20 protein-coding genes are annotated in these 18,325 nt (G+C 32.2%); 16 read left to right on the top strand and 4 right to left on the bottom strand.

All coding sequences use genetic code 11. The features are described from left to right. Positions 1–936: acyltransferase family protein (locus L6Q46_RS08685; protein WP_291283970.1), on the top strand; the 936-nt coding region annotated here is incomplete at its 5' end. Positions 937–943: 7 nt separating this feature from the next. On the opposite strand, the gene L6Q46_RS08690 is transcribed toward L6Q46_RS08685, so the two are convergent. Beyond that, a complete protein-coding gene (locus L6Q46_RS08690; protein WP_291283971.1) occupies positions 944–1,681 on the bottom strand; it encodes a hypothetical protein in 738 nt (245 codons plus the stop codon). Between the two features lie 3 nt (positions 1,682–1,684). Further along, a complete protein-coding gene (gene folP, locus L6Q46_RS08695) occupies positions 1,685–2,506 on the bottom strand; it encodes a dihydropteroate synthase (protein WP_291283972.1) in 822 nt (273 codons plus the stop codon). Between the two features lie 69 nt (positions 2,507–2,575). On the opposite strand from folP, the gene L6Q46_RS08700 reads away from it, so the two are divergent. The 5 genes from L6Q46_RS08700 to L6Q46_RS08720 all read left to right on the top strand — a co-directional run bounded on the left by L6Q46_RS08700 (position 2,576) and on the right by L6Q46_RS08720 (position 6,302). Then, positions 2,576–3,115, top strand: a complete 540-nt coding sequence (locus tag L6Q46_RS08700) for a DUF1599 domain-containing protein (RefSeq protein ID WP_111567601.1) — start codon at positions 2,576–2,578, stop codon at positions 3,113–3,115. 241 nt (positions 3,116–3,356) lie between these two features. Next, positions 3,357–4,430 carry a MauE/DoxX family redox-associated membrane protein gene (locus L6Q46_RS08705; protein WP_291283973.1) on the top strand — a complete coding sequence of 358 codons (1,074 nt, stop codon included), beginning with the start codon at positions 3,357–3,359 and terminating at the stop codon, positions 4,428–4,430. Positions 4,431–4,433: 3 nt separating this feature from the next. Beyond that, the gene (locus L6Q46_RS08710; RefSeq protein ID WP_291283974.1) at positions 4,434–4,934 is read left to right on the top strand and encodes a TlpA disulfide reductase family protein; all 501 of its coding nucleotides are present in this window, start codon (positions 4,434–4,436) and stop codon (positions 4,932–4,934) included. A 111-nt stretch (positions 4,935–5,045) separates the two neighbouring features. Continuing rightward, entirely contained in the window at positions 5,046–5,795 is a 750-nt protein-coding gene (gene tpiA / locus L6Q46_RS08715; RefSeq protein WP_291283975.1) for a triose-phosphate isomerase, read from the top strand. 114 nt (positions 5,796–5,909) lie between these two features. After that, positions 5,910–6,302 carry a DUF1801 domain-containing protein gene (locus L6Q46_RS08720; protein WP_291283976.1) on the top strand — a complete coding sequence of 131 codons (393 nt, stop codon included), beginning with the start codon at positions 5,910–5,912 and terminating at the stop codon, positions 6,300–6,302. Here L6Q46_RS08720 and rho read toward each other — a convergent pair. Beyond that, entirely contained in the window at positions 6,265–8,055 is a 1,791-nt protein-coding gene (gene rho / locus L6Q46_RS08725; RefSeq protein ID WP_291283977.1) for a transcription termination factor Rho, read from the bottom strand. The genes L6Q46_RS08720 and rho overlap by 38 nt on opposite strands. 186 nt (positions 8,056–8,241) lie before the next feature. Here rho and L6Q46_RS08730 point away from each other — a divergent pair, with 186 nt between their 5' ends. Beyond that, positions 8,242–8,652 (top strand): DUF4293 domain-containing protein, encoded by a 411-nt coding sequence (locus L6Q46_RS08730; RefSeq protein WP_291283978.1) that lies wholly within the window; start codon positions 8,242–8,244, stop codon positions 8,650–8,652. 100 nt (positions 8,653–8,752) lie between these two features. Here L6Q46_RS08730 and L6Q46_RS08735 read toward each other — a convergent pair whose 3' ends face one another. Further along, a complete protein-coding gene (locus L6Q46_RS08735; protein ID WP_291283979.1) occupies positions 8,753–9,247 on the bottom strand; it encodes a metallophosphoesterase family protein in 495 nt (164 codons plus the stop codon). 97 nt (positions 9,248–9,344) lie between these two features. On the opposite strand from L6Q46_RS08735, the gene truA reads away from it, so the two are divergent. The 9 genes from truA to L6Q46_RS08780 form a co-directional block, all read left to right on the top strand. Next, complete coding sequence (gene truA / locus L6Q46_RS08740; RefSeq protein ID WP_291283980.1) at positions 9,345–10,097, top strand: tRNA pseudouridine(38-40) synthase TruA; 753 nt, start codon at positions 9,345–9,347, stop codon at positions 10,095–10,097. Between the two features lie 32 nt (positions 10,098–10,129). Further along, positions 10,130–11,881: an ABC transporter ATP-binding protein gene (locus L6Q46_RS08745; protein ID WP_291283981.1), complete on the top strand. Its 1,752-nt coding sequence runs from the start codon at positions 10,130–10,132 to the stop codon at positions 11,879–11,881. A 234-nt stretch (positions 11,882–12,115) separates the two neighbouring features. After that, positions 12,116–13,504, top strand: a complete 1,389-nt coding sequence (gene lpdA, locus L6Q46_RS08750) for a dihydrolipoyl dehydrogenase (protein WP_291283982.1) — start codon at positions 12,116–12,118, stop codon at positions 13,502–13,504. Between the two features lie 203 nt (positions 13,505–13,707). Continuing rightward, positions 13,708–15,177: a hypothetical protein gene (locus L6Q46_RS08755; RefSeq protein ID WP_291283983.1), complete on the top strand. Its 1,470-nt coding sequence runs from the start codon at positions 13,708–13,710 to the stop codon at positions 15,175–15,177. 86 nt (positions 15,178–15,263) lie between these two features. Next, positions 15,264–15,404, top strand: coding sequence for a hypothetical protein (locus L6Q46_RS08760; protein WP_291283984.1), 141 nt, complete (start codon positions 15,264–15,266; stop codon positions 15,402–15,404). A gap of 64 nt (positions 15,405–15,468) precedes the next feature. Next, positions 15,469–16,107: a hypothetical protein gene (locus tag L6Q46_RS08765; protein WP_291283985.1), complete on the top strand. Its 639-nt coding sequence runs from the start codon at positions 15,469–15,471 to the stop codon at positions 16,105–16,107. Positions 16,108–16,244: 137 nt separating this feature from the next. Beyond that, a complete protein-coding gene (locus L6Q46_RS08770) occupies positions 16,245–16,766 on the top strand; it encodes a hypothetical protein (protein WP_291283986.1) in 522 nt (173 codons plus the stop codon). A gap of 188 nt (positions 16,767–16,954) precedes the next feature. Next, positions 16,955–17,950 (top strand): virulence RhuM family protein, encoded by a 996-nt coding sequence (locus L6Q46_RS08775; protein ID WP_291283987.1) that lies wholly within the window; start codon positions 16,955–16,957, stop codon positions 17,948–17,950. A 116-nt stretch (positions 17,951–18,066) separates the two neighbouring features. Then, positions 18,067–18,325 (top strand): ABC transporter permease (locus L6Q46_RS08780; protein ID WP_291283988.1); only part of this gene is annotated, 259 nt, incomplete at its 3' end.

Consider the following 18,325-nt stretch of genomic DNA (forward strand, 5'->3'; position numbering starts at 1 on the left):
GTAGGCCATATTTTACAAGGAAGTCTTCAAGATAATGAAATTAGATATTTCATTTATAGTTTTCACATGCCCTTATTTTTTGGTCTAACTGGATTTCTTTTAAACACCAACAAATTAGCTCATTTTTCAATAATTGATGTCTTTAATAACTATAAATACAGAATATTAATTCCTTTTCTAATAGCAAGCTTTTGTTATTTTAACTTCTTTTTCTATTTTAATCCAACAAATTCCTATTTTCAAGATATAATAAATTTCACGTTTATAAATACTTTTTATCACTTGTGGTTTATACCTAGTTTTTTATGTTTTATAATAGTTTATTGGATTTTTTTAAAGCTAAAAATTGAAACAAAAAAAATAGTCGTTATATCTTTAATTATTTCAATATTCTTTTTACTTCTGGAGCAATTCACTTATTTACACTCAGAAATACGATATTTAAGTAAACTTTTAAGAATTATACAACACGTAGTAAGACCCCATTTTTTCTTTTTCTTCATTCTAGGCAGTACATTAAAAAATTATAAAATTGCAGAACCTAAAAAGCTAATTTATGTTATGATTCCATTTTTTATATTAAATGGTTTCCATTTATTAAATTTACATTTTATCGCAAACAAATTTATTTACTTAATATCTAATTCACTCTTAGTTATATTTATCTTCTCTTATTACACTAACACTGAAACAAACTTAAACAATAAAGTTAAATGGTTTGGAACTAACTCTTTGGGACTTTATTTATGGCATATTTTTCCTATACTTCTAGCAAAACTATTTTTTACTAACGATATAAAAAATTATTATGTTGTAGAACAACAAAACCTTCTTAGCTTCTATGTAATAGTTATTATATTTGAACTACTGTTCCTTTATCTCTATTTTAAATTAAGTAAACTAAATTTCTTTAAAAAGTATTTTTTTGGAATGTGAGTTGAAATTACAACTTACACCCACATTCCGGCAACTTCTTCTCATCATAAACAAACTCAAAAGAAGATAATTGAATTTCACTATTCGTAGCTTTCCAAGCTAAAATTTTATTTTGAATGTATTGATCATACGTTAAGCGATTATCGAAATTCAAATGTAGCATCGTGATTTTCCCATCACTTGTAAAGTCTGCAAATTCTTTGATGAAATCGACAAACTCTTCTCTTGAAACATCGTTTCCGTCAACGGTAATTTTGTTGTCTTTATTGAAATTCACAGTAAAATTGTGGAAGTTTCTATAATGCTCGGCGTGTTTTTTAATAAAAAACTTAGAAAAATGCTTGCTGTATTTAAACTCAACATCCGTAAAAGGGAAAAAAGCCAAAGTCTTAGCCACACTATCTGAATAGGTAAAAACGTTCATAGTTCCTTCTTTCGAATGCGAACTGCGTTTCTTTTTGTCTTGTAAATTCATCACTTCTGGAATGACTAATTTCAACGGCAAACGTTTGTCGATATTAAAAACCCAATTGGTTGAAGAAATTGAATTTTTTCGATTCACTTCTACAATCGTATCTATTTTTTCTTTGATATCTGGATTTTCTTCGGTTTTAAAAAACATATAAATAGGAGAATGATCGGTCATTTCTTTTAGAACCGAAACACTTTCTTGAGGTAACAATACTTCTTCGTTATTACACGAAAACAAACCCATTAAGGCAACAATAGCAACTAATTTCTTCATTCTTTATTTTAATTTACTAACTAATTTTATACACTCAACAGCTTCTTTAACATCATGAACTCGGAGAATTTTAGCTCCTTTTTGTAAAGCGATTGTATTCAAAACCGAAGTTCCGTTTAAGGCTTCTTGTGGCGAATTTTCCAACACTTTATAAATCATCGATTTTCTTGAAATTCCAGCTAGTAATGGCAATTCTAACATTTCGAACAACTCCATTTTATGCAATACTTCGTAATTCTGTTCCAATGTTTTGGCAAAACCAAATCCAGGATCAATCACAATATCCGAAATTCCAAAGCTTCTCGCCTTTTGAATTCGCTCCGAAAAATAGAAAATCATTTCTTTTACAATGTCATCATACTGCGTCAAACTTTGCATCGTTTGAGGATTTCCACGCATGTGCATCATGATGTACGGCACTTTCAATTCGGCAACGGTTTCCAACATTTTATCATCTAACAAACCTGCTGCAATGTCATTTACCATCGCTACGCCATTTTCTACTGAAGCTTTCGCGACTTGAGCTCGAAATGTATCTACCGATAAAATAATATTGGGAAACGTTTCAACCAATGATTTCACAATCGGAACCAGACGTTTGATTTCTTCTTCTTCCGAGACAAATTCGGCACTTGGCTTACTCGAATAAGCTCCAATATCAATAAAATCAGCTCCTTCCGAAAGCATTTTGTCAACCTGATGAATAATCGAATTGATTTCTTTGTGCTTGCCACCATCGTAAAACGAATTGGGCGTCACATTTAAAATCCCCATTACTTTTGGAGTTGATAAATCGATTAAATTTCCGTTGCAATTGATATTCATCTTTATTTCTTTTCAATTTTGAGTTAATTCCTTACTTTTGAAAATTCTCACACAAATATAAAGCAAATAATGTCGAATACTTCTCAACAATATGATAAAGTTATAGCGGTTTGTCGCGATTTATTTTCAAAAAAAGCACATGATTACGGCACTGCATGGCGTATTTTACGTTTACCTTCATTAACTGATCAAATTTTCATTAAAGCGCAAAGAATTCGTAGTTTACAAGAAAATGAGATTCGAAAAGTGGACGAAGGTGAAGCTTCAGAATTCATTGGAATCATTAATTATTGTGCGATGGCATTGATTCAAATGGAAAAAGGAGTTGCGAGTCAACCTGATATGTCAGCTGATGAAGCCGTTAGATTGTACGATGAAAAAATAGCTGAAACCAAAGCCTTAATGGAAAACAAAAATCATGATTATGGCGAAGCTTGGCGCGATATGCGAATCAGTTCTTTAACCGATTTAATCATTCAAAAGTTACTTCGCGTGAAGCAAATTGAAGATAACAAAGGTAAAACTTTAGTTTCTGAAGGAATTGACGCCAATTACCAAGACATGATTAACTATTCGGTTTTCGCTTTGATTTTAATGGAAAATAAATAACAAGTCGTTAACACATTACCTTTTTTGTAAGTTGTATTTTAGCGTTCTTGTTTTGTTATTACACAGAGTTACACAGAGATTTTTTGAATTAGTTTTTTTTTTTGAGATACACCGAGTAGTTTAACCTGAACTTCTAAATCATCAAAATCTCAATAAAAAGATTTTAAAAATTATTTAAATTTCTTCAATCTGTGTTCCGAAAACTTATAATTTGTAATTTATTACGAGTAATTTAAAAACTATGAAAAAAGAAAACTTAAGTTGGATTTTACGCCTAATTATTTCTGCCTTATTTATTGTTTCGGCTATAGCCAAATTATATCCATCGCCTTATTTTGCGATATCCACTTTTGAAGTAAAACAATTGTATCCATTAGGATTTTCAGAAGGTTTTGCACCTTATTTCTCAAGAATTTTAATAGGAATTGAATTCGCACTAGGAATTGCAATTTTATTAAAAGATTACTTGAAAAAAATCACAATTCCAGCTACGATTTTGTTATTAGCGGTTTTCACAATTCACTTAAGTTACACCACATTTGTAAGTGGAAATGCAGGGAATTGTGGTTGTTTTGGAGAATTAATTCCAATGACACCAGTAGAAGCCATTATCAAAAATATCATTGCTATTGGATTGTTAATTTGGTTATTCAAAATACTACCTGCTGATGGAAAATCGAATTTTTGGTTGTTAAAATCGGTTGCTTTAGGTTGTATTTTAGCACTTTTTATGGTGGCTCCTATTCGACCAGTTGCAGAAGCTATGGAAGAACCAACTTCTGAAATTCAAGAAAATTTAGGCGTTATCGCAGATTCTAGTGCTTTATTAACTGTTGAAGAGCCAAAGGCTGAAATCACTAAAGATACTATTAAAAAAGCAGAAGAAAAGAAAGTCGAAGACGCTCCTAAAAAAGTAAAATCAGGTTACGAGAAATATTTTGCTGGTATTGATACCGATAAAAAGATTCTGTGCTATTTTGTTCCAGGTTGCGACCATTGTATGGATACCGCAAAAGAATTGAATGAAATGCGTAAAAAAGACAAGAACTTCCCTCCTGTTTACGTGATTTTCATGAACGAAGAACCAGAGAAAATTCCAACTTTCTTTGAATTTGCAGGAACGAAATTCCCATACAAAATGATTGATGTGATTCCATTCTGGACCGAATTAGGCACTGGAAGAGATACTCCTGGAGTAAAATATCTATGGAATGGTAACGAATTCAAATACTACGACGGCATCAACGAAAATAAATTCAATGGCGCTGAATTTAAAAAATTAATAAAAAAACCGTATTCGGAATTAAAAAAATAAGCTATGAAAAAAATATTCGTTTTAGCAACCATGCTAATCAGCACTTTAGGTTGTGCTCAAAAAGAAGAAAGTACATTTAAAAATGAAAGTCTTAATTATGTTTTAAAAACAACAAATGATCAACCAATTACTTTTCAAGAAATAGTAAAAAAACATGAAGGAAAAACAATATTTATAGAACTTTGGGCTTCATGGTGTTCGGATTGTATCAAAGCAATGCCAGAAGTAAAAAAATTAAACCAAACTTATGGTAAAGACGTTGTTTTTGTAAACTTATCCTTTGACAAAACATTTGAAAAATGGATTCAAGGAATCGAAAAACATGAAGTGGAAGGTGAGAATTATTTCATTGGTGATAACATGAAAGGAACATTTGGAAAATCATTAGATGTAGATTGGATTCCAAGATACTTAATTGTAGACAAAACCGGTAAAATTGTTTTATACAGAGCCATAGAAAAAGATTTTGACAAAATAAAAGAGGTATTAAACAAGGTTAAATAAATAGTCAAATCTTCGCAAACCTTTGCGTAAATTTATTACAATGAGGTGACCAAAAAATACTAATTAAACAAACAAATTAGTACTTTTGAAATTATTAAAAATGAAATTTCAATGAGAAAAAATATCGTTGCCGGAAACTGGAAAATGCACAAAACTCAAAAAGAAACGGTTGCATTAGTAGAAGAAATTATAGCGAAAAAACCAAATACAACTACTGAAATCATTGTAGCTCCAACGTTTGTCAACCTATCAAAAGCAGTTGAAATTACGAATGGAAAAGGAATTACAGTAGCCGCTCAAAACATGCACCAAGCGGAAGGTGGTGCTTTTACAGGTGAAATTGCAGTTTCTATGTTAACTGATATTGGAGTAAACACTGTAATCTTGGGTCACAGCGAAAGACGTGCTTATTTTCATGAAACTGATGCTTTATTAGCTAGTAAAGTGGATACAGCTTTAAAACATGAAATGCGAATTATTTTCTGTTTTGGGGAAGAATTAAAAGACCGACAAATTAATAATCATTTTAATATTGTTGAGAATCAATTACGCGATGGATTATTCCATTTAGAGAAGAAAGATTGGGCGAATATTGTTTTGGCTTACGAACCGGTTTGGGCAATTGGAACAGGCGAAACGGCTTCACCAGAACAAGCGCAAGAAATGCATAAATTCATCCGAACTTTAGTTGAAAAAGTATATGGCTTTGACATTGCAGACAACTTAACCATTTTATACGGAGGAAGTGTAAAACCAGATAACGCCAAAGAAATCTTCTCAAAACCTGATGTCGATGGTGGATTAATTGGTGGTGCCGCATTAAAAGCAGATGACTTTTTAGCTATTGTGAATGGGTTTTAATTTTTTGGAACACAGATGACACAGATTTTTTAAATTTATTTTTCAAAATAAAACTATAATTAAACTCCGAGACTTCTCGGAGTTTTTATTAAATTTGATTGAAATAACTTTCTTATGAATTTAGATGTGCAAACTTACAATTACACGCAATCAGCAGAAGACAAATTGATTTGTAATTTATTAGCAGAACAAATCAACTTATATTTACCTGAAGCTGAAAATAAAATTTGGCACGCACATCCTGTTTGGTTTTTAAATGGTAATCCGATTGTGGGTTACAGCAAACAAAAGAAAGGTATTAGATTGATGTTTTGGAGTGGAAAATCGTTTGAAGAAACTAAACTAAATATTTTAGGAGGTAAATTTCAAGATGCTTCTATTTTTTATAATTCTTTTGACGAAATTAATAGTACCGATTTAGAAAATTGGCTAAAAAAAGCAAAAGAAATTCAGTGGGATTACAAAAACATCATAAAACGAAAAGGGATTTTGGAAAGGCTAAAATAAAAAAAACTCCGATTTTCATCTCGTGGATGAAATCCATAGCTTCTACTGGGTTCATATCAGCTAAGTATTTACGCATAATCCACATTCTTTGAATGGTGTTTTCGTCTAACAACAAATCGTCGCGACGCGTACTTGAAGAAACCAAATCGATTGCAGGGAAAATACGTTTATTGGCAATTCTTCTGTCCAACTGTAATTCCATGTTTCCTGTCCCTTTGAATTCTTCGAAGATAACTTCGTCCATTTTAGAACCGGTTTCTGTTAATGCTGTTGCGATAATACTTAACGATCCTCCGTTTTCTACATTACGAGCCGCTCCAAAGAAACGTTTTGGTTTTTGTAATGCATTCGCATCAACACCACCACTCAATACTTTTCCTGATGCAGGTTGAACTGTATTATATGCTCTTGCTAAACGTGTAATCGAGTCTAATAAAATCACTACATCGTGACCACATTCTACTAAACGTTTTGCTTTTTCTAATACAATATTAGCAATTTTAACGTGCTCTTGTGGTTCTCTGTCGAAAGTTGAAGCAATTACTTCACCACGAACACTACGTTGCATATCGGTTACCTCTTCTGGACGTTCATCAATTAATAAAACAATTAGATAAACTTCTGGATGATTAGCCGCAATAGCATTCGCAACATCTTTTAACAACATGGTTTTACCCGTTTTTGGTTGGGCTACAATCATACCACGTTGTCCTTTTCCAATTGGCGAAAACAAATCAATAATACGAGTTGAAACCGTACTATTGCGCTCTGCTAAATTGAATTTTTCTGTTGGGAAAACTGGCGTTAAATGTTCAAAAGAAATTCTATCACGCACGACTTGTGGGTCGTGACCGTTGATTTTTAATACTTTTACTAATGGGAAGTACTTTTCTCCTTCTTTTGGAGGTCGTACTACTCCTTTTACGGTATCACCCGTTTTCAATCCAAATAAACGAATTTGAGACGTTGACAAATAAATATCATCTGGAGATGCTAAATAGTTATAATCTGACGAACGTAAAAATCCGTAACCATCAGGCATCATTTCTAAAACTCCTTCACTTTCAATAATTCCGTCGAACTCATAATCAGGCTCTCTGAAATTTTGTTTTTTGTTTTGATGTGGATTTTTGTTGGTGTTTGTAGTGTTCCCATTGTTTCCATTACTTCCTTCGGTAGGATTACTTTTTTTGTAATCAGGATGGTTGGGGTTATTTTGATTTGCCTTATGATTTGGATTTCTAGGCAAATTTTTATCATTCTGAGAAGTTTCTGTAGTAGTCACTTCTTTTACAGGTTTTTCAATTTTAGCTACATCTTCGTTAGTAGCTTCTTTATTTGGTAAAGGTTTCTTATTTTTAAAATCTTTACGAGGTAGCTTATCATTTGGCTTTGGTGAAACTGCTTTGGTTTCAGCAGATTTGATTTCTTCTTCTACTTTTTCAGTTACTTTAGGAACAATATCTTCTGGTAAATCTTTCAAAGGTTTTGAAAACAAGTCTTTTTTGATTTTTGGCGCTTGGTTAACTTCTTTTTTTGGAGTAATTCGCGCTCTTTTTTCTTTCGGTTGCTCAGTAGGCTGTTCAGGAGCTAAATCTGATTTAATAACTTCTGGTTTAGCTGCTTGCAAATCTAAAATCATATATACCAAATCGTCTTTTTTTAGCGAACGGTATTTATTGATTTTCGCAACTTTTGCAATCTCTTGCAAATCAGAGAGTTTCATCTCCTTTAATACTTCAATATCAAACATGGATATAAGTTGAATAAAATTGTTGATAGGGTTAAAACAAAAAAATGATAGATTTTTTTTGAGGTGTAAGGTGTCGCAGAATGAAGTACTTACGACTAATACAATGCAATAATACGAATAAATTTGAATATAACAATAGTTTTAATTGAAAAGAAATACTATTTTTGCTCAACAAATCAATTCAAAATGATACAAAGAATTCAAACGGTTTATATGGCTATCAGCGCTATTGCGATGGGTGCTTTGCCATTTGTGTTTTCTTTATGGACAACAACCGATAAAAAAGAAGTGTTTTTTACTTCATCTTTATTGTATATCATTTTTTTCGTGGTTTCAGCTTTATTAGCGGTTTTTAGTATTATCAATTTTAAAAAGAGACAACATCAATTTGTGTTAAACAGATTGAACATGATATTTAACTTTATTTTACTAGGATTTTTTGTGTATCGCTCGCTAAACTTATCCGGAGAAACCATGGTTTCAGAGAAGGGTATTGGGATGTTTCTTCCTGCAATTTCTATCGTTTTATTAGTCTTGGCCAACAAGGCAATTAAAAAGGACGAAGATCTCGTAAAATCTGTTGATCGATTACGATAAACCTATCATCTTAGTTTATTAGTGCGAAGAAAAAATCCGAAGCGAAAGTTTCGGATTTTTTTGTTTATTTAAACTGAAAACTGCGACTGAATACTGAACACTATTTCTTCCCAAGCTCAATAATTTCCAAACTCTGGATTTTATCGCCATCGATTTCAAAACGCAACATGGTTCGTACTTGGTGAAAACCATATTTCCCACAAGCGCCTGGATTCATGTGAAGCAAATTAAGTTTTTTATCAAATTGCACTTTTAGAATGTGCGAATGTCCACAAATGAATAATTTCGGAGGATTTTTAGTGATTTCAGCTCGAATTGCTTGATTATATTTATCAGGATAACCGCCAATATGCGTAATCCAAACATCAACACCTTCACAGAAAAATCGATTATTTAAAGGAAATTCCATTCTTGCTTTGTCATTGTCTATATTACCGTAAACTCCTCGTAAAGGCTTTAATTTTTTAATCGCATCGGTAACAGTTAAATCGCCAATATCGCCCGCATGCCAAACTTCATCGGCTTGGTTGACGTATTTCAAAATGGCATCATCAATGTGACTGTGCGTGTCGGATAACAATAGAATTTTCTTCATAAGACAAAATTAAGTTTTTATTATCATAATTTGAAAGGAACTTTACTTTTGAATTTTGTAAATTTGCAAGCTATTTAAGAAAACCGAACACCCAATTTTGAGATATTTCATAGAATTTGCCTACAACGGAAAAAACTTCCACGGATTTCAGAGTCAGCCTGACGCCGCTTCGGTACAGGAAACTTTGGAAAAGGCGCTTTCTACCCTTTTCAGAGAAACTATCGCAATTGTAGGTGCCGGAAGAACCGATTCTGGCGTGCATGCCAAACAAATGTATGCGCATTTTGATACCGAATTAGAATTGGATTCCGACTATTGGTCACACAAATTGAATTCGTTTTTACCGCCGTCGATTGTAGTGTATCGTATTTTTAAAGTAGCTGATGAGGCTCATGCGCGTTTTGATGCGAGTTCGAGAACCTACGAATATTACATCCACACGTTTAAAGATGCGTTTATTACTGATGGAAGTTGGTATCATTCGCATCATTTGGATTTGGATAAAATGAATGAAGCATGTAAAATCTTATTCGAATACATTGATTTTGAGTGTTTTTCGAAAGTACATACCGATGTGAATACGTTTAATTGCAAAATTTCGGAAGCGTATTGGAAACAATCGGGAAATCAGCTTATCTTTACCATCACCGCCGATCGATTTTTGCGAAATATGGTAAGAGCGATTGTGGGAACTATGGTAAATATTGGCTTAGGCAAAATAGAAGTCGCTGATTTAAGAACGATTATCGAAAGTAAAAATAGAGGAAAAGCCGGATTTTCAGTTCCAGCACATGGATTGTATTTGGTGAATGTGACATATCCATACATTGAAGACAAAAAAAGATTTTAGAAAATAGAACACAGAATATAGAAAATAGATAAATGAAGCTCATCAAATCCAATTCACTAAAAAAAGTATTGCACTATGCGAAACCTTACCAAAAAAGGTTCAATTGGGTAATAGTTTGGGCTATCTTACTTTCTATTTTCGCAGCAGCGCGACCTTATTTACTAAAGCAAACGGTTGACGAATACATCAAACCCGAAGACAAAAACGGATTACTTTTATATGTAATCATTATGGCGGTGGTACTTTTATTAGAAGTATTAGCGCAGTTTTACTTTACCTATTGGGCAAACTGGCTCGGACAAGACATTATTAAAGACATTCGCGAAAAATTATTCCATCATATTACTTCGTTTAAAATGAAGTATTTTGATAATGAACCTGTTGGAAAATTAGTAACACGCTCGGTTTCCGATATCGAATCTATTGCCAGTATTTTCAGTCAAGGATTGTTTATGATTGTGAGTGACGTGCTTAAAATGATTGTGATTTTGGGAATTATGTTTTTCATGAACTGGAAATTATCACTAATTGTTTTAGCTGCAATGCCCGTTTTAATATACGCTACCGATGTTTTCCAAAAGAAAATGAAAGTCGCTTTTAACGAAGTTCGAAACGAAGTAGCCAACCTAAACACCTTTGTACAAGAGCGATTAACAGGAATGAAAATCGTACAATTGTTTAACAGAGAAGCAATTGAATTAGAAAAGTTCAAAGAAATCAACCAGAAACACAACGTAGCTTGGTTGAAAAACATTTTGTACAACTCCATCTTCTTCCCTATTGCCGATATCGTTTCTTCATTAACCCTTGGTGCAATTGTGTATTACGCTGGAATTTCCATCATAAATGGAGACACATTGACTACTGTGGGAGATTTGTTTGCTTACACAATGTTAATCAACATGTTATTCAACCCATTGCGTCAAATTGCGGATAAATTCAACGTGATGCAGATGGGAATTATCGCTGCAGATAGAGTTTTTGAAATTTTAGAAAAAGAAGAAAACGTTCAAGATAACGGAACAGTTGAAGCAACGCATTTTAAAGGGTTGATTCAATTGAAAGACGTTCGTTTTAGTTACATCAAAAACGAAGAAGTTTTAAAAGGCATCAATTTAGAAGTCCAACCGGGTGAAACCATTGCTATTGTGGGAAGTACGGGTGCTGGAAAATCGACTATTATCAATTTATTGAATCGTTTTTACGAAATTAATTCGGGTGAAATTACGATTGATAACAGAAATATTAACGAATATACCTTAGAAAGTCTTCGCAAGCAAATTGCTATTGTGTTGCAAGATGTTTTCTTGTTTGCTGATACGATTTATCATAACATTACACTACATAACGAAGCTATTACTCGAGAAGATGTCATTACAGCCGCTAAGAAAATTGGCGTGCACGATTTCATTATGTCTTTACCAGAAGGCTACGATTACAACGTAAAAGAACGAGGAGTGATGTTATCTTCGGGCCAACGCCAATTGATTGCCTTTTTGAGAGCGTATGTGAGTAATCCAAGTATTTTAATTTTGGATGAAGCGACTTCTTCTATCGATACGCATTCCGAAGAATTGATTCAAAAAGCAACGGAAACCATTACAAAAGATAGAACTTCTATCGTAATCGCTCACCGATTAGCAACCGTTATCAACGCGAGTAAAATCATCGTAATGGACAAAGGCCAAATCGTAGAATTCGGTAAACATAGCGAATTGGTGAATAAACCAAATGGTTATTATAAGAAATTGTACGATTCGCAGTTTGCTGTGGAAGTTGAGTAGTTTTGAGTTTCAAGTTTCAGGTTTCAAGTTATTAGAACGCAGATAACGCGGATTGAATGGATAATCGCAGATTATTTTTGTGTTCCTTGTGTGTTCCTAGTGTCCTTTTTGGTTAAAATAATCACAGATTTCCTTCGCGTTTCTTTGCGTAAAACTTTGCAAACTTTGCGTTTAAACTTTTAAAATAATTCCTTAAATTCGCAACTTATAAATAAAACTGAAATACTTTTAAAAATGAAATACGATATCATTGTTTTAGGAAGTGGTCCTGGTGGTTATGTAACTGCTATTAGAGCATCACAATTAGGCTTCAAAGTAGCCGTTATCGAAAAAGAAAATTTGGGTGGAATTTGTTTGAATTGGGGTTGTATTCCAACGAAAGCATTATTAAAATCGGCTCAAGTTTTTGATTACCTAAAACATGCTTCAGATTACGGATTAACCGTTAAGGAATTTGATAAAGACTTCAACGCCGTTGTAAAACGTTCTCGTGATGTTGCAGAAGGAATGAGCAAAGGTGTTCAATTCTTAATGAAGAAAAACAAAATCGACGTTATTGATGGTTTTGGAAAAGTAAAACCAGGTAAAAAAGTAGACGTAACTGCTGCTGACGGAAAAGTTACTGAATATTCAGCAGATCATATCATCATTGCAACAGGAGCACGTTCTCGCGAATTACCTAACTTACCACAAGATGGTAAAAAAGTAATCGGGTACCGCCAAGCGATGACATTACCTGAACAACCAAAGAAAATGATTGTAGTGGGTTCGGGTGCGATTGGAGTTGAGTTTGCTCATTTCTATAATGCAATGGGAACTGAAGTTACGATTGTTGAATTCATGCCAAACGTAGTTCCAGTAGAAGACGAAGACATCTCAAAACAATTTGAGCGTTCTTTGAAAAAAGCAGGAATTAACGTAATGACGAACTCTTCTGTGGAAAGAATTGATACTTCTGGAAACGGCGTAAAAGCATTCGTTAAAACAGCAAAAGGAGAAGAAGTTTTAGAAGCCGATATTTTATTATCAGCGGTTGGAATTAAAACCAACATCGAAAACATCGGATTAGAAGAAACCGGTATTGCTACCGATAGAGATAAAATCTTAGTTAACGCTTATTACCAAACTAACGTTCCAGGTTACTACGCAATTGGTGATGTAACGCCAGGACAAGCTTTAGCTCACGTAGCTTCGGCTGAAGGTATTTTGTGTGTGGAGAAAATCGCAGGTTTACACGTTGAGCCTTTAGATTACGGAAATATCCCAGGTTGTACGTATGCAACTCCAGAAATTGCTTCTGTGGGTATGACTGAAAAACAAGCGAAAGAAAAAGGATACGAATTGAAAATTGGTAAATTCCCTTTCTCAGCTTCAGGAAAAGCAAAAGCAGCGGGAACTCCAGACGGATTTGTAAAAGTAATTTTTGATGCAAAATACGGTGAATGGTTAGGTTGCCACATGATTGGTGCTGGTGTTACCGATATGATTGCAGAAGCAGTTGTAGCCCGTAAATTAGAAACTACAGGACACGAAATCTTAAAAGCAGTTCACCCTCACCCAACCATGAGTGAAGCGGTTATGGAAGCTGTAGCTGATGCTTACGGTGAAGTAATTCACTTATAAGTATGAGGTACGAAGTTTTAAGTACTAAATATATAGAGAAATCCGATTTGTGAAAACAGATCGGATTTTTTTTGGATAACTTGGAAAGGGTTTGTAGGAAAATTTGATTATATTTGAAAGAAAAGATATATTAATCGATTATTTAATGCATAAACTTAAGATTATATGTATTCAATAATATTGATATTAAACAAATAGTCAAGATGAAAATACTTCTTACAATAATAATTTTATTTACTGCATTAATTTCTAGCGGTCAAACTGTATATAATGGTAAATTAATTTCAAACAAAACTAAAAAAGTAGTAAAGAAAATCGAGAAAGTAAATGAATTAATGAGCTCGGCTGTTTATGAATCTGGAATGAAACCTAAACAATGGGATAATTTTGAAGAACTAAAAATAACTGCGACAAATGATGAACTTATTGAGTTAACAAATCACCCAAATGGTGTTGTTAGATGTTATTCTTTTTGGGCATTATCCCACATCAAAAAAATTAATATTTTCCCAATTGTTATAAATCATTTAAATGATAGTGAATTTATAAATACTCAATTTGGTTGTATTGGAAGACAAGAAATGGTTGGTGATTTTTTTATCCAAATTATGACACCCCAATATATTGATTTACATTCAGATAAATTAAATCCAGAAGAAATGATTGAATTAGATAGCTTATTAATTTATAAACCTAATAAATTATCCTCAAGATATAAAGCTATAGCTAATGCTAAACCAACAAAAAGACTTTATCCAAAATTACGCGAACTTGTAATTAAAGAAAATAACCAAAGTGCTTTAATTACTTTAGCTAAATATCAAAATGAACAAGACATCGAACTTATTATCAACAATCGAAATTTAGACTACGAAAACAAAGAAAGTGGATATTTCTATACATACGTTGCCATGCAAGAATTTTTAAGACCAGAATATTTACCAATACTTGAAACTCACTTGAGAAAAACTTTAAGTAAAACTCATTTCAGTCAAGAATGGAGAGAGCTTTATAAAGCTATTGCCAGTTTTAAAAATGAAAAAGCGTTAGAGTTATTAAAAATTCCATTTACAGATGTTGAACATAATAATATTAAAGAATATCACATTGATTTTGTTTTTGACGCAATTTTAGAGTATCAAAATAAACTTTATGATGACTTACTTTGGAAAATATGGGAAGAAGAAAATCATAGAACACTTCAATCTTATAAATATTTACTTTCTTTAAACCCCTCAAGAGCTTATGAATTAACCAAAAAAGAGCTCATGAAAGATTATCAAATTCAAAAATCTAATTTCATTCCTAATTTAGAAAAAGTAGAAGACTCAGAGAACTTTTATGAATATTTACTAAATATTATAACAGCAAATGATATAGAATTATCTAACAAAATTATCGAAGAACAAATCAGAAAAGCTGATGTTCACAATTTACCACTATATACTTCAAAAGTAAATCAACAAAGAATATTTATTAAACCACTGTTTGATAGATTAGAAAATGCTAATAATCCCCATATATATCTGGATATAATTATAACATTGATTGAATTTAATGATTTGAATATAAATAAAGAAATTCTAGAAGTTAGAAAACGTAATAATAGTTTGAATGAAAATTGGGGAGCTAAAGCACTTGATGAATTACTTGAAGAAAATAATATAAAATAAGTCTCCCGCTCCCACTCGAATCCCTTTTCATGACAATTAAAATAAAGCTAAAAACCCGATAACACGGAATCCCAAGAATTACAACAATGACACAACAAATTTTATTTCTTATCGTGGTTTTAATTGGAGCCCATTATGCTCGTAAATATGGGAATAAAGCAAAACGCGACATTGAAAAGTACAATCAGAATAAAGAACAAGATAAGATTAATAAGGAGCTTGATTAAACTCGATAACGCTGATTTACAATCCGTGCCCACAAAACAATACACAAAATAGCAGTACGATATTATGACAAAAGAAACTTATAACGGAAAAAATGTAATTTGGGAAAGTAAAACCAAACAGATAATTTTAGTAATAATTTCTTTCATCTTTACATTTTCTACATTGTGGGTCGGAAATTATAAGCAAACTCATTTTTGGATTGTTATAATACTTTTTGGATTAAGTGGGATATTTATATTAGCTAGACTTTTAAATCCAAAAAATATTTTTGTAACCTACAAATCAAAAATTGGCAAAGAAATTCTATCAAAAAGAGATGAAGAATTTCAATATCGTACAGGAATATTTGATTATGATGAAAAAGGGTTTGAGATAACTAATGAACAAATCATAAAATATTATAATTGGAGCGACATTGAAACTGTTTATGGCTATAAAATTGATTTAATAACCTATGATGAAATTTGTATGGACGTTTTCACTAATGACAATGAAAAGTTTACTATTACTGAATCAACTGATGGATGGTTTCAATTCATTGATAGATTAAGCAAAAACATTAATTCAATTAAAATTAGCTGGTATATCGACATCGCCCAACCTCCTTTTGAACAAAATCTAACATTACTTTATGACAGACTTGGAAGAGAAGATGATGAAATAAGAAAGTTAATAAATAAAAATGAAGTTAATAAACCTTGACAATAAGTATTTCAAACCCCGATAGCGCGGATTTATAATCCGTGCCCATAACTTAAAATATTTCATTCCGATAGCAAATAAGTGAAGAGACTGAACGTTAGCCTTCAGTATTGTAAATCATAGGAAAACATTATAAAATGGAGAATAATATCAAATATCGAACATATAGAACAAGTATAAATATCTTTTTGTATTCTTATTATGGAATTTCAAAAGTTTATGAAATTCCTGAAGGGAAAAGTACAATTTTGCCTGGTATCAAATATTCGATTTTGACAATTTTATTTGGTTGGTGGGGATTTGAATTACCATGGAAAGGTTATCAAAAAATAAAATATTCATTGACTGTATTAGATATTAATTTTCATGGAGGTGACGATTATACTAAAGCCTTCAATGAAATGGATTATGAAGAAAAAACTGTTTGGGTTTATAATAATCTAAAACGAGAACTTTTTGAGAAAACAAGTATTGAAACAATAGACATCATTATTGACTTACAACATGAATTTTCACAATCTGAATCAAATTTAACTATTGAAAAAAATATAATTTTTATAACCCATAAATTAAAAAAATTGAATATTGTTAACTTAAAAAACAATGAATTAGAAGAAATAATATATAAAATAAACCAATTTGAATATAGAGCAGGATAAAAGCTCTACATCACAAGTCCATAATCCACACCCACAAAACAAACAAAATCCGACTCCACCACAAGTCGGATTTTTTACTACAACTCTTACAAATGTAAATTGGCAAGTGATAAATAATTCAGTATATTTGATTGTGATTATGTTACTGAAATAAAAGCTTATGAAAATGAATTTCTAATGAAATATCTATGGAGGACAGTTTAAAAAAATTCTTATTATACACCGCTCCTACTGGTGAAATTCGGGTTGATGTTTTATTGCAAGACGAATCGGTTTGGTTAACTCAAAAAGCAATTGCTGAGCTTTTTGGTGTAGTAAAATCAACTATTAGCGAGCATTTAACAAATATCTACACTACTCACGAATTAGATGAAATTTCAACTGTTCGGAAAATCCGAACACTTCAAACAGAAGGTAATCGAAAAGTAAATAGAGATTTAGAGTATTACAACCTCGATGCCATTATTTCTGTTGGTTATAGAGTAAATTCGGCTAAAGCAACACAATTTCGTATTTGGGCAACACAAGCATTAAAAGAATATATTATTAAAGGTTTTGTTTTAGATGATAATCGCTTAAAACAAGGTCAGGCAATCTTTGGGAAAGATTATTTCAAAGAATTATTACAACGCGTTCGTTCTATTCGAGCAAGTGAACGTCGCATTTACCAACAAGTCACCGACATTTTTGCAGAATGTTGCTTAGATTATGACAGAAATGCCGAAATAACCAAGAACTTTTATGCTATGATTCAGAATAAATTTCATTTTGCTATAACAGGAAATACAGCTGCCGAAATCATTCACAAAAAAGCAGACAAAAAAGTTGAAAATATGGGTTTGACAACTTGGAAAAATGCTCCTGATGGCAGAATTTTAAAGCAGGATGTTGTCATCGCTAAAAACTACTTAGATGAAAAAGAAATCAAACAATTAGAACGAACAGTTACTTCGTATTTCGATTATATTGAAGGCTTAATCGAACGAGAAAACACATTCACTATGGAACAATTAGCAGAAAGTGTCAATCGATTTTTAACCTTCAACGACTATAAAATTTTAGAAGGAAAAGGAACCATTTCTAAACTCCAAGCTGATAAAAAAGCTATTAAAGAATATGAAGTATTTAATAAAACGCAAAAAATAATTTCCGATTTTGATAAGCAAATTAAAAAGCTAAATTAAAGCTATTGTTTTAAAATCCGACTCCACCACAACTCCTATTTTTTACTACAACTCTTACAAATATCATGTTTTATCTGACTAAAAATCACTATATTTGGTTGTAATTAAGATGCTTCATGAAAAAATATTTCGACAACCTTACTGAAGCTTTACAAAACTTCCTCATCGAAGTGGGCGAACTCTCCTACTTTGCAGGGCGCTTTTTCAAAGAATTTTGGAAACCACCTTACGAATTCAAAGAACTCTTACGTCAGTGTTTTTACATCGGAAACCGTTCCTTGTTGTTGGTGAGCGTTACGGGTTTTATCATTGGTTTGGTATTTACCCTACAATCGCGTCCTACGTTACAAGAATTTGGTGCTGTTTCTTGGATGG

The sequence above is a fragment of the Flavobacterium sp. genome (assembly GCF_023151265.1).
Taxonomy (GTDB): Bacteria; Bacteroidota; Bacteroidia; order Flavobacteriales; family Flavobacteriaceae; genus Flavobacterium.

What these genes read in the sequence shown, in the direction of transcription:
- rho (WP_291283977.1), bottom strand. Translation starts at nt 8,055, where the DNA reads ATGTTTGATATTGAAGTATTAAAGGAGATGAAACTCTCTGATTTGCAA.
- L6Q46_RS08720 (WP_291283976.1), top strand. Translation starts at nt 5,910, where the DNA reads ATGAATTTAGATGTGCAAACTTACAATTACACGCAATCAGCAGAAGAC.
- L6Q46_RS08765 (WP_291283985.1), top strand. Translation starts at nt 15,469, where the DNA reads ATGACAAAAGAAACTTATAACGGAAAAAATGTAATTTGGGAAAGTAAA.
- L6Q46_RS08755 (WP_291283983.1), top strand. Translation starts at nt 13,708, where the DNA reads ATGAAAATACTTCTTACAATAATAATTTTATTTACTGCATTAATTTCT.
- L6Q46_RS08775 (WP_291283987.1), top strand. Translation starts at nt 16,955, where the DNA reads ATGGAGGACAGTTTAAAAAAATTCTTATTATACACCGCTCCTACTGGT.
- folP (WP_291283972.1), bottom strand. Translation starts at nt 2,506, where the DNA reads ATGAATATCAATTGCAACGGAAATTTAATCGATTTATCAACTCCAAAA.
- L6Q46_RS08690 (WP_291283971.1), bottom strand. Translation starts at nt 1,681, where the DNA reads ATGAAGAAATTAGTTGCTATTGTTGCCTTAATGGGTTTGTTTTCGTGT.
- lpdA (WP_291283982.1), top strand. Translation starts at nt 12,116, where the DNA reads ATGAAATACGATATCATTGTTTTAGGAAGTGGTCCTGGTGGTTATGTA.
- L6Q46_RS08770 (WP_291283986.1), top strand. Translation starts at nt 16,245, where the DNA reads ATGGAGAATAATATCAAATATCGAACATATAGAACAAGTATAAATATC.
- L6Q46_RS08730 (WP_291283978.1), top strand. Translation starts at nt 8,242, where the DNA reads ATGATACAAAGAATTCAAACGGTTTATATGGCTATCAGCGCTATTGCG.
- L6Q46_RS08710 (WP_291283974.1), top strand. Translation starts at nt 4,434, where the DNA reads ATGAAAAAAATATTCGTTTTAGCAACCATGCTAATCAGCACTTTAGGT.
- L6Q46_RS08705 (WP_291283973.1), top strand. Translation starts at nt 3,357, where the DNA reads ATGAAAAAAGAAAACTTAAGTTGGATTTTACGCCTAATTATTTCTGCC.
- L6Q46_RS08735 (WP_291283979.1), bottom strand. Translation starts at nt 9,247, where the DNA reads ATGAAGAAAATTCTATTGTTATCCGACACGCACAGTCACATTGATGAT.
- L6Q46_RS08745 (WP_291283981.1), top strand. Translation starts at nt 10,130, where the DNA reads ATGAAGCTCATCAAATCCAATTCACTAAAAAAAGTATTGCACTATGCG.
- L6Q46_RS08700 (WP_111567601.1), top strand. Translation starts at nt 2,576, where the DNA reads ATGTCGAATACTTCTCAACAATATGATAAAGTTATAGCGGTTTGTCGC.
- tpiA (WP_291283975.1), top strand. Translation starts at nt 5,046, where the DNA reads ATGAGAAAAAATATCGTTGCCGGAAACTGGAAAATGCACAAAACTCAA.
- L6Q46_RS08760 (WP_291283984.1), top strand. Translation starts at nt 15,264, where the DNA reads ATGACACAACAAATTTTATTTCTTATCGTGGTTTTAATTGGAGCCCAT.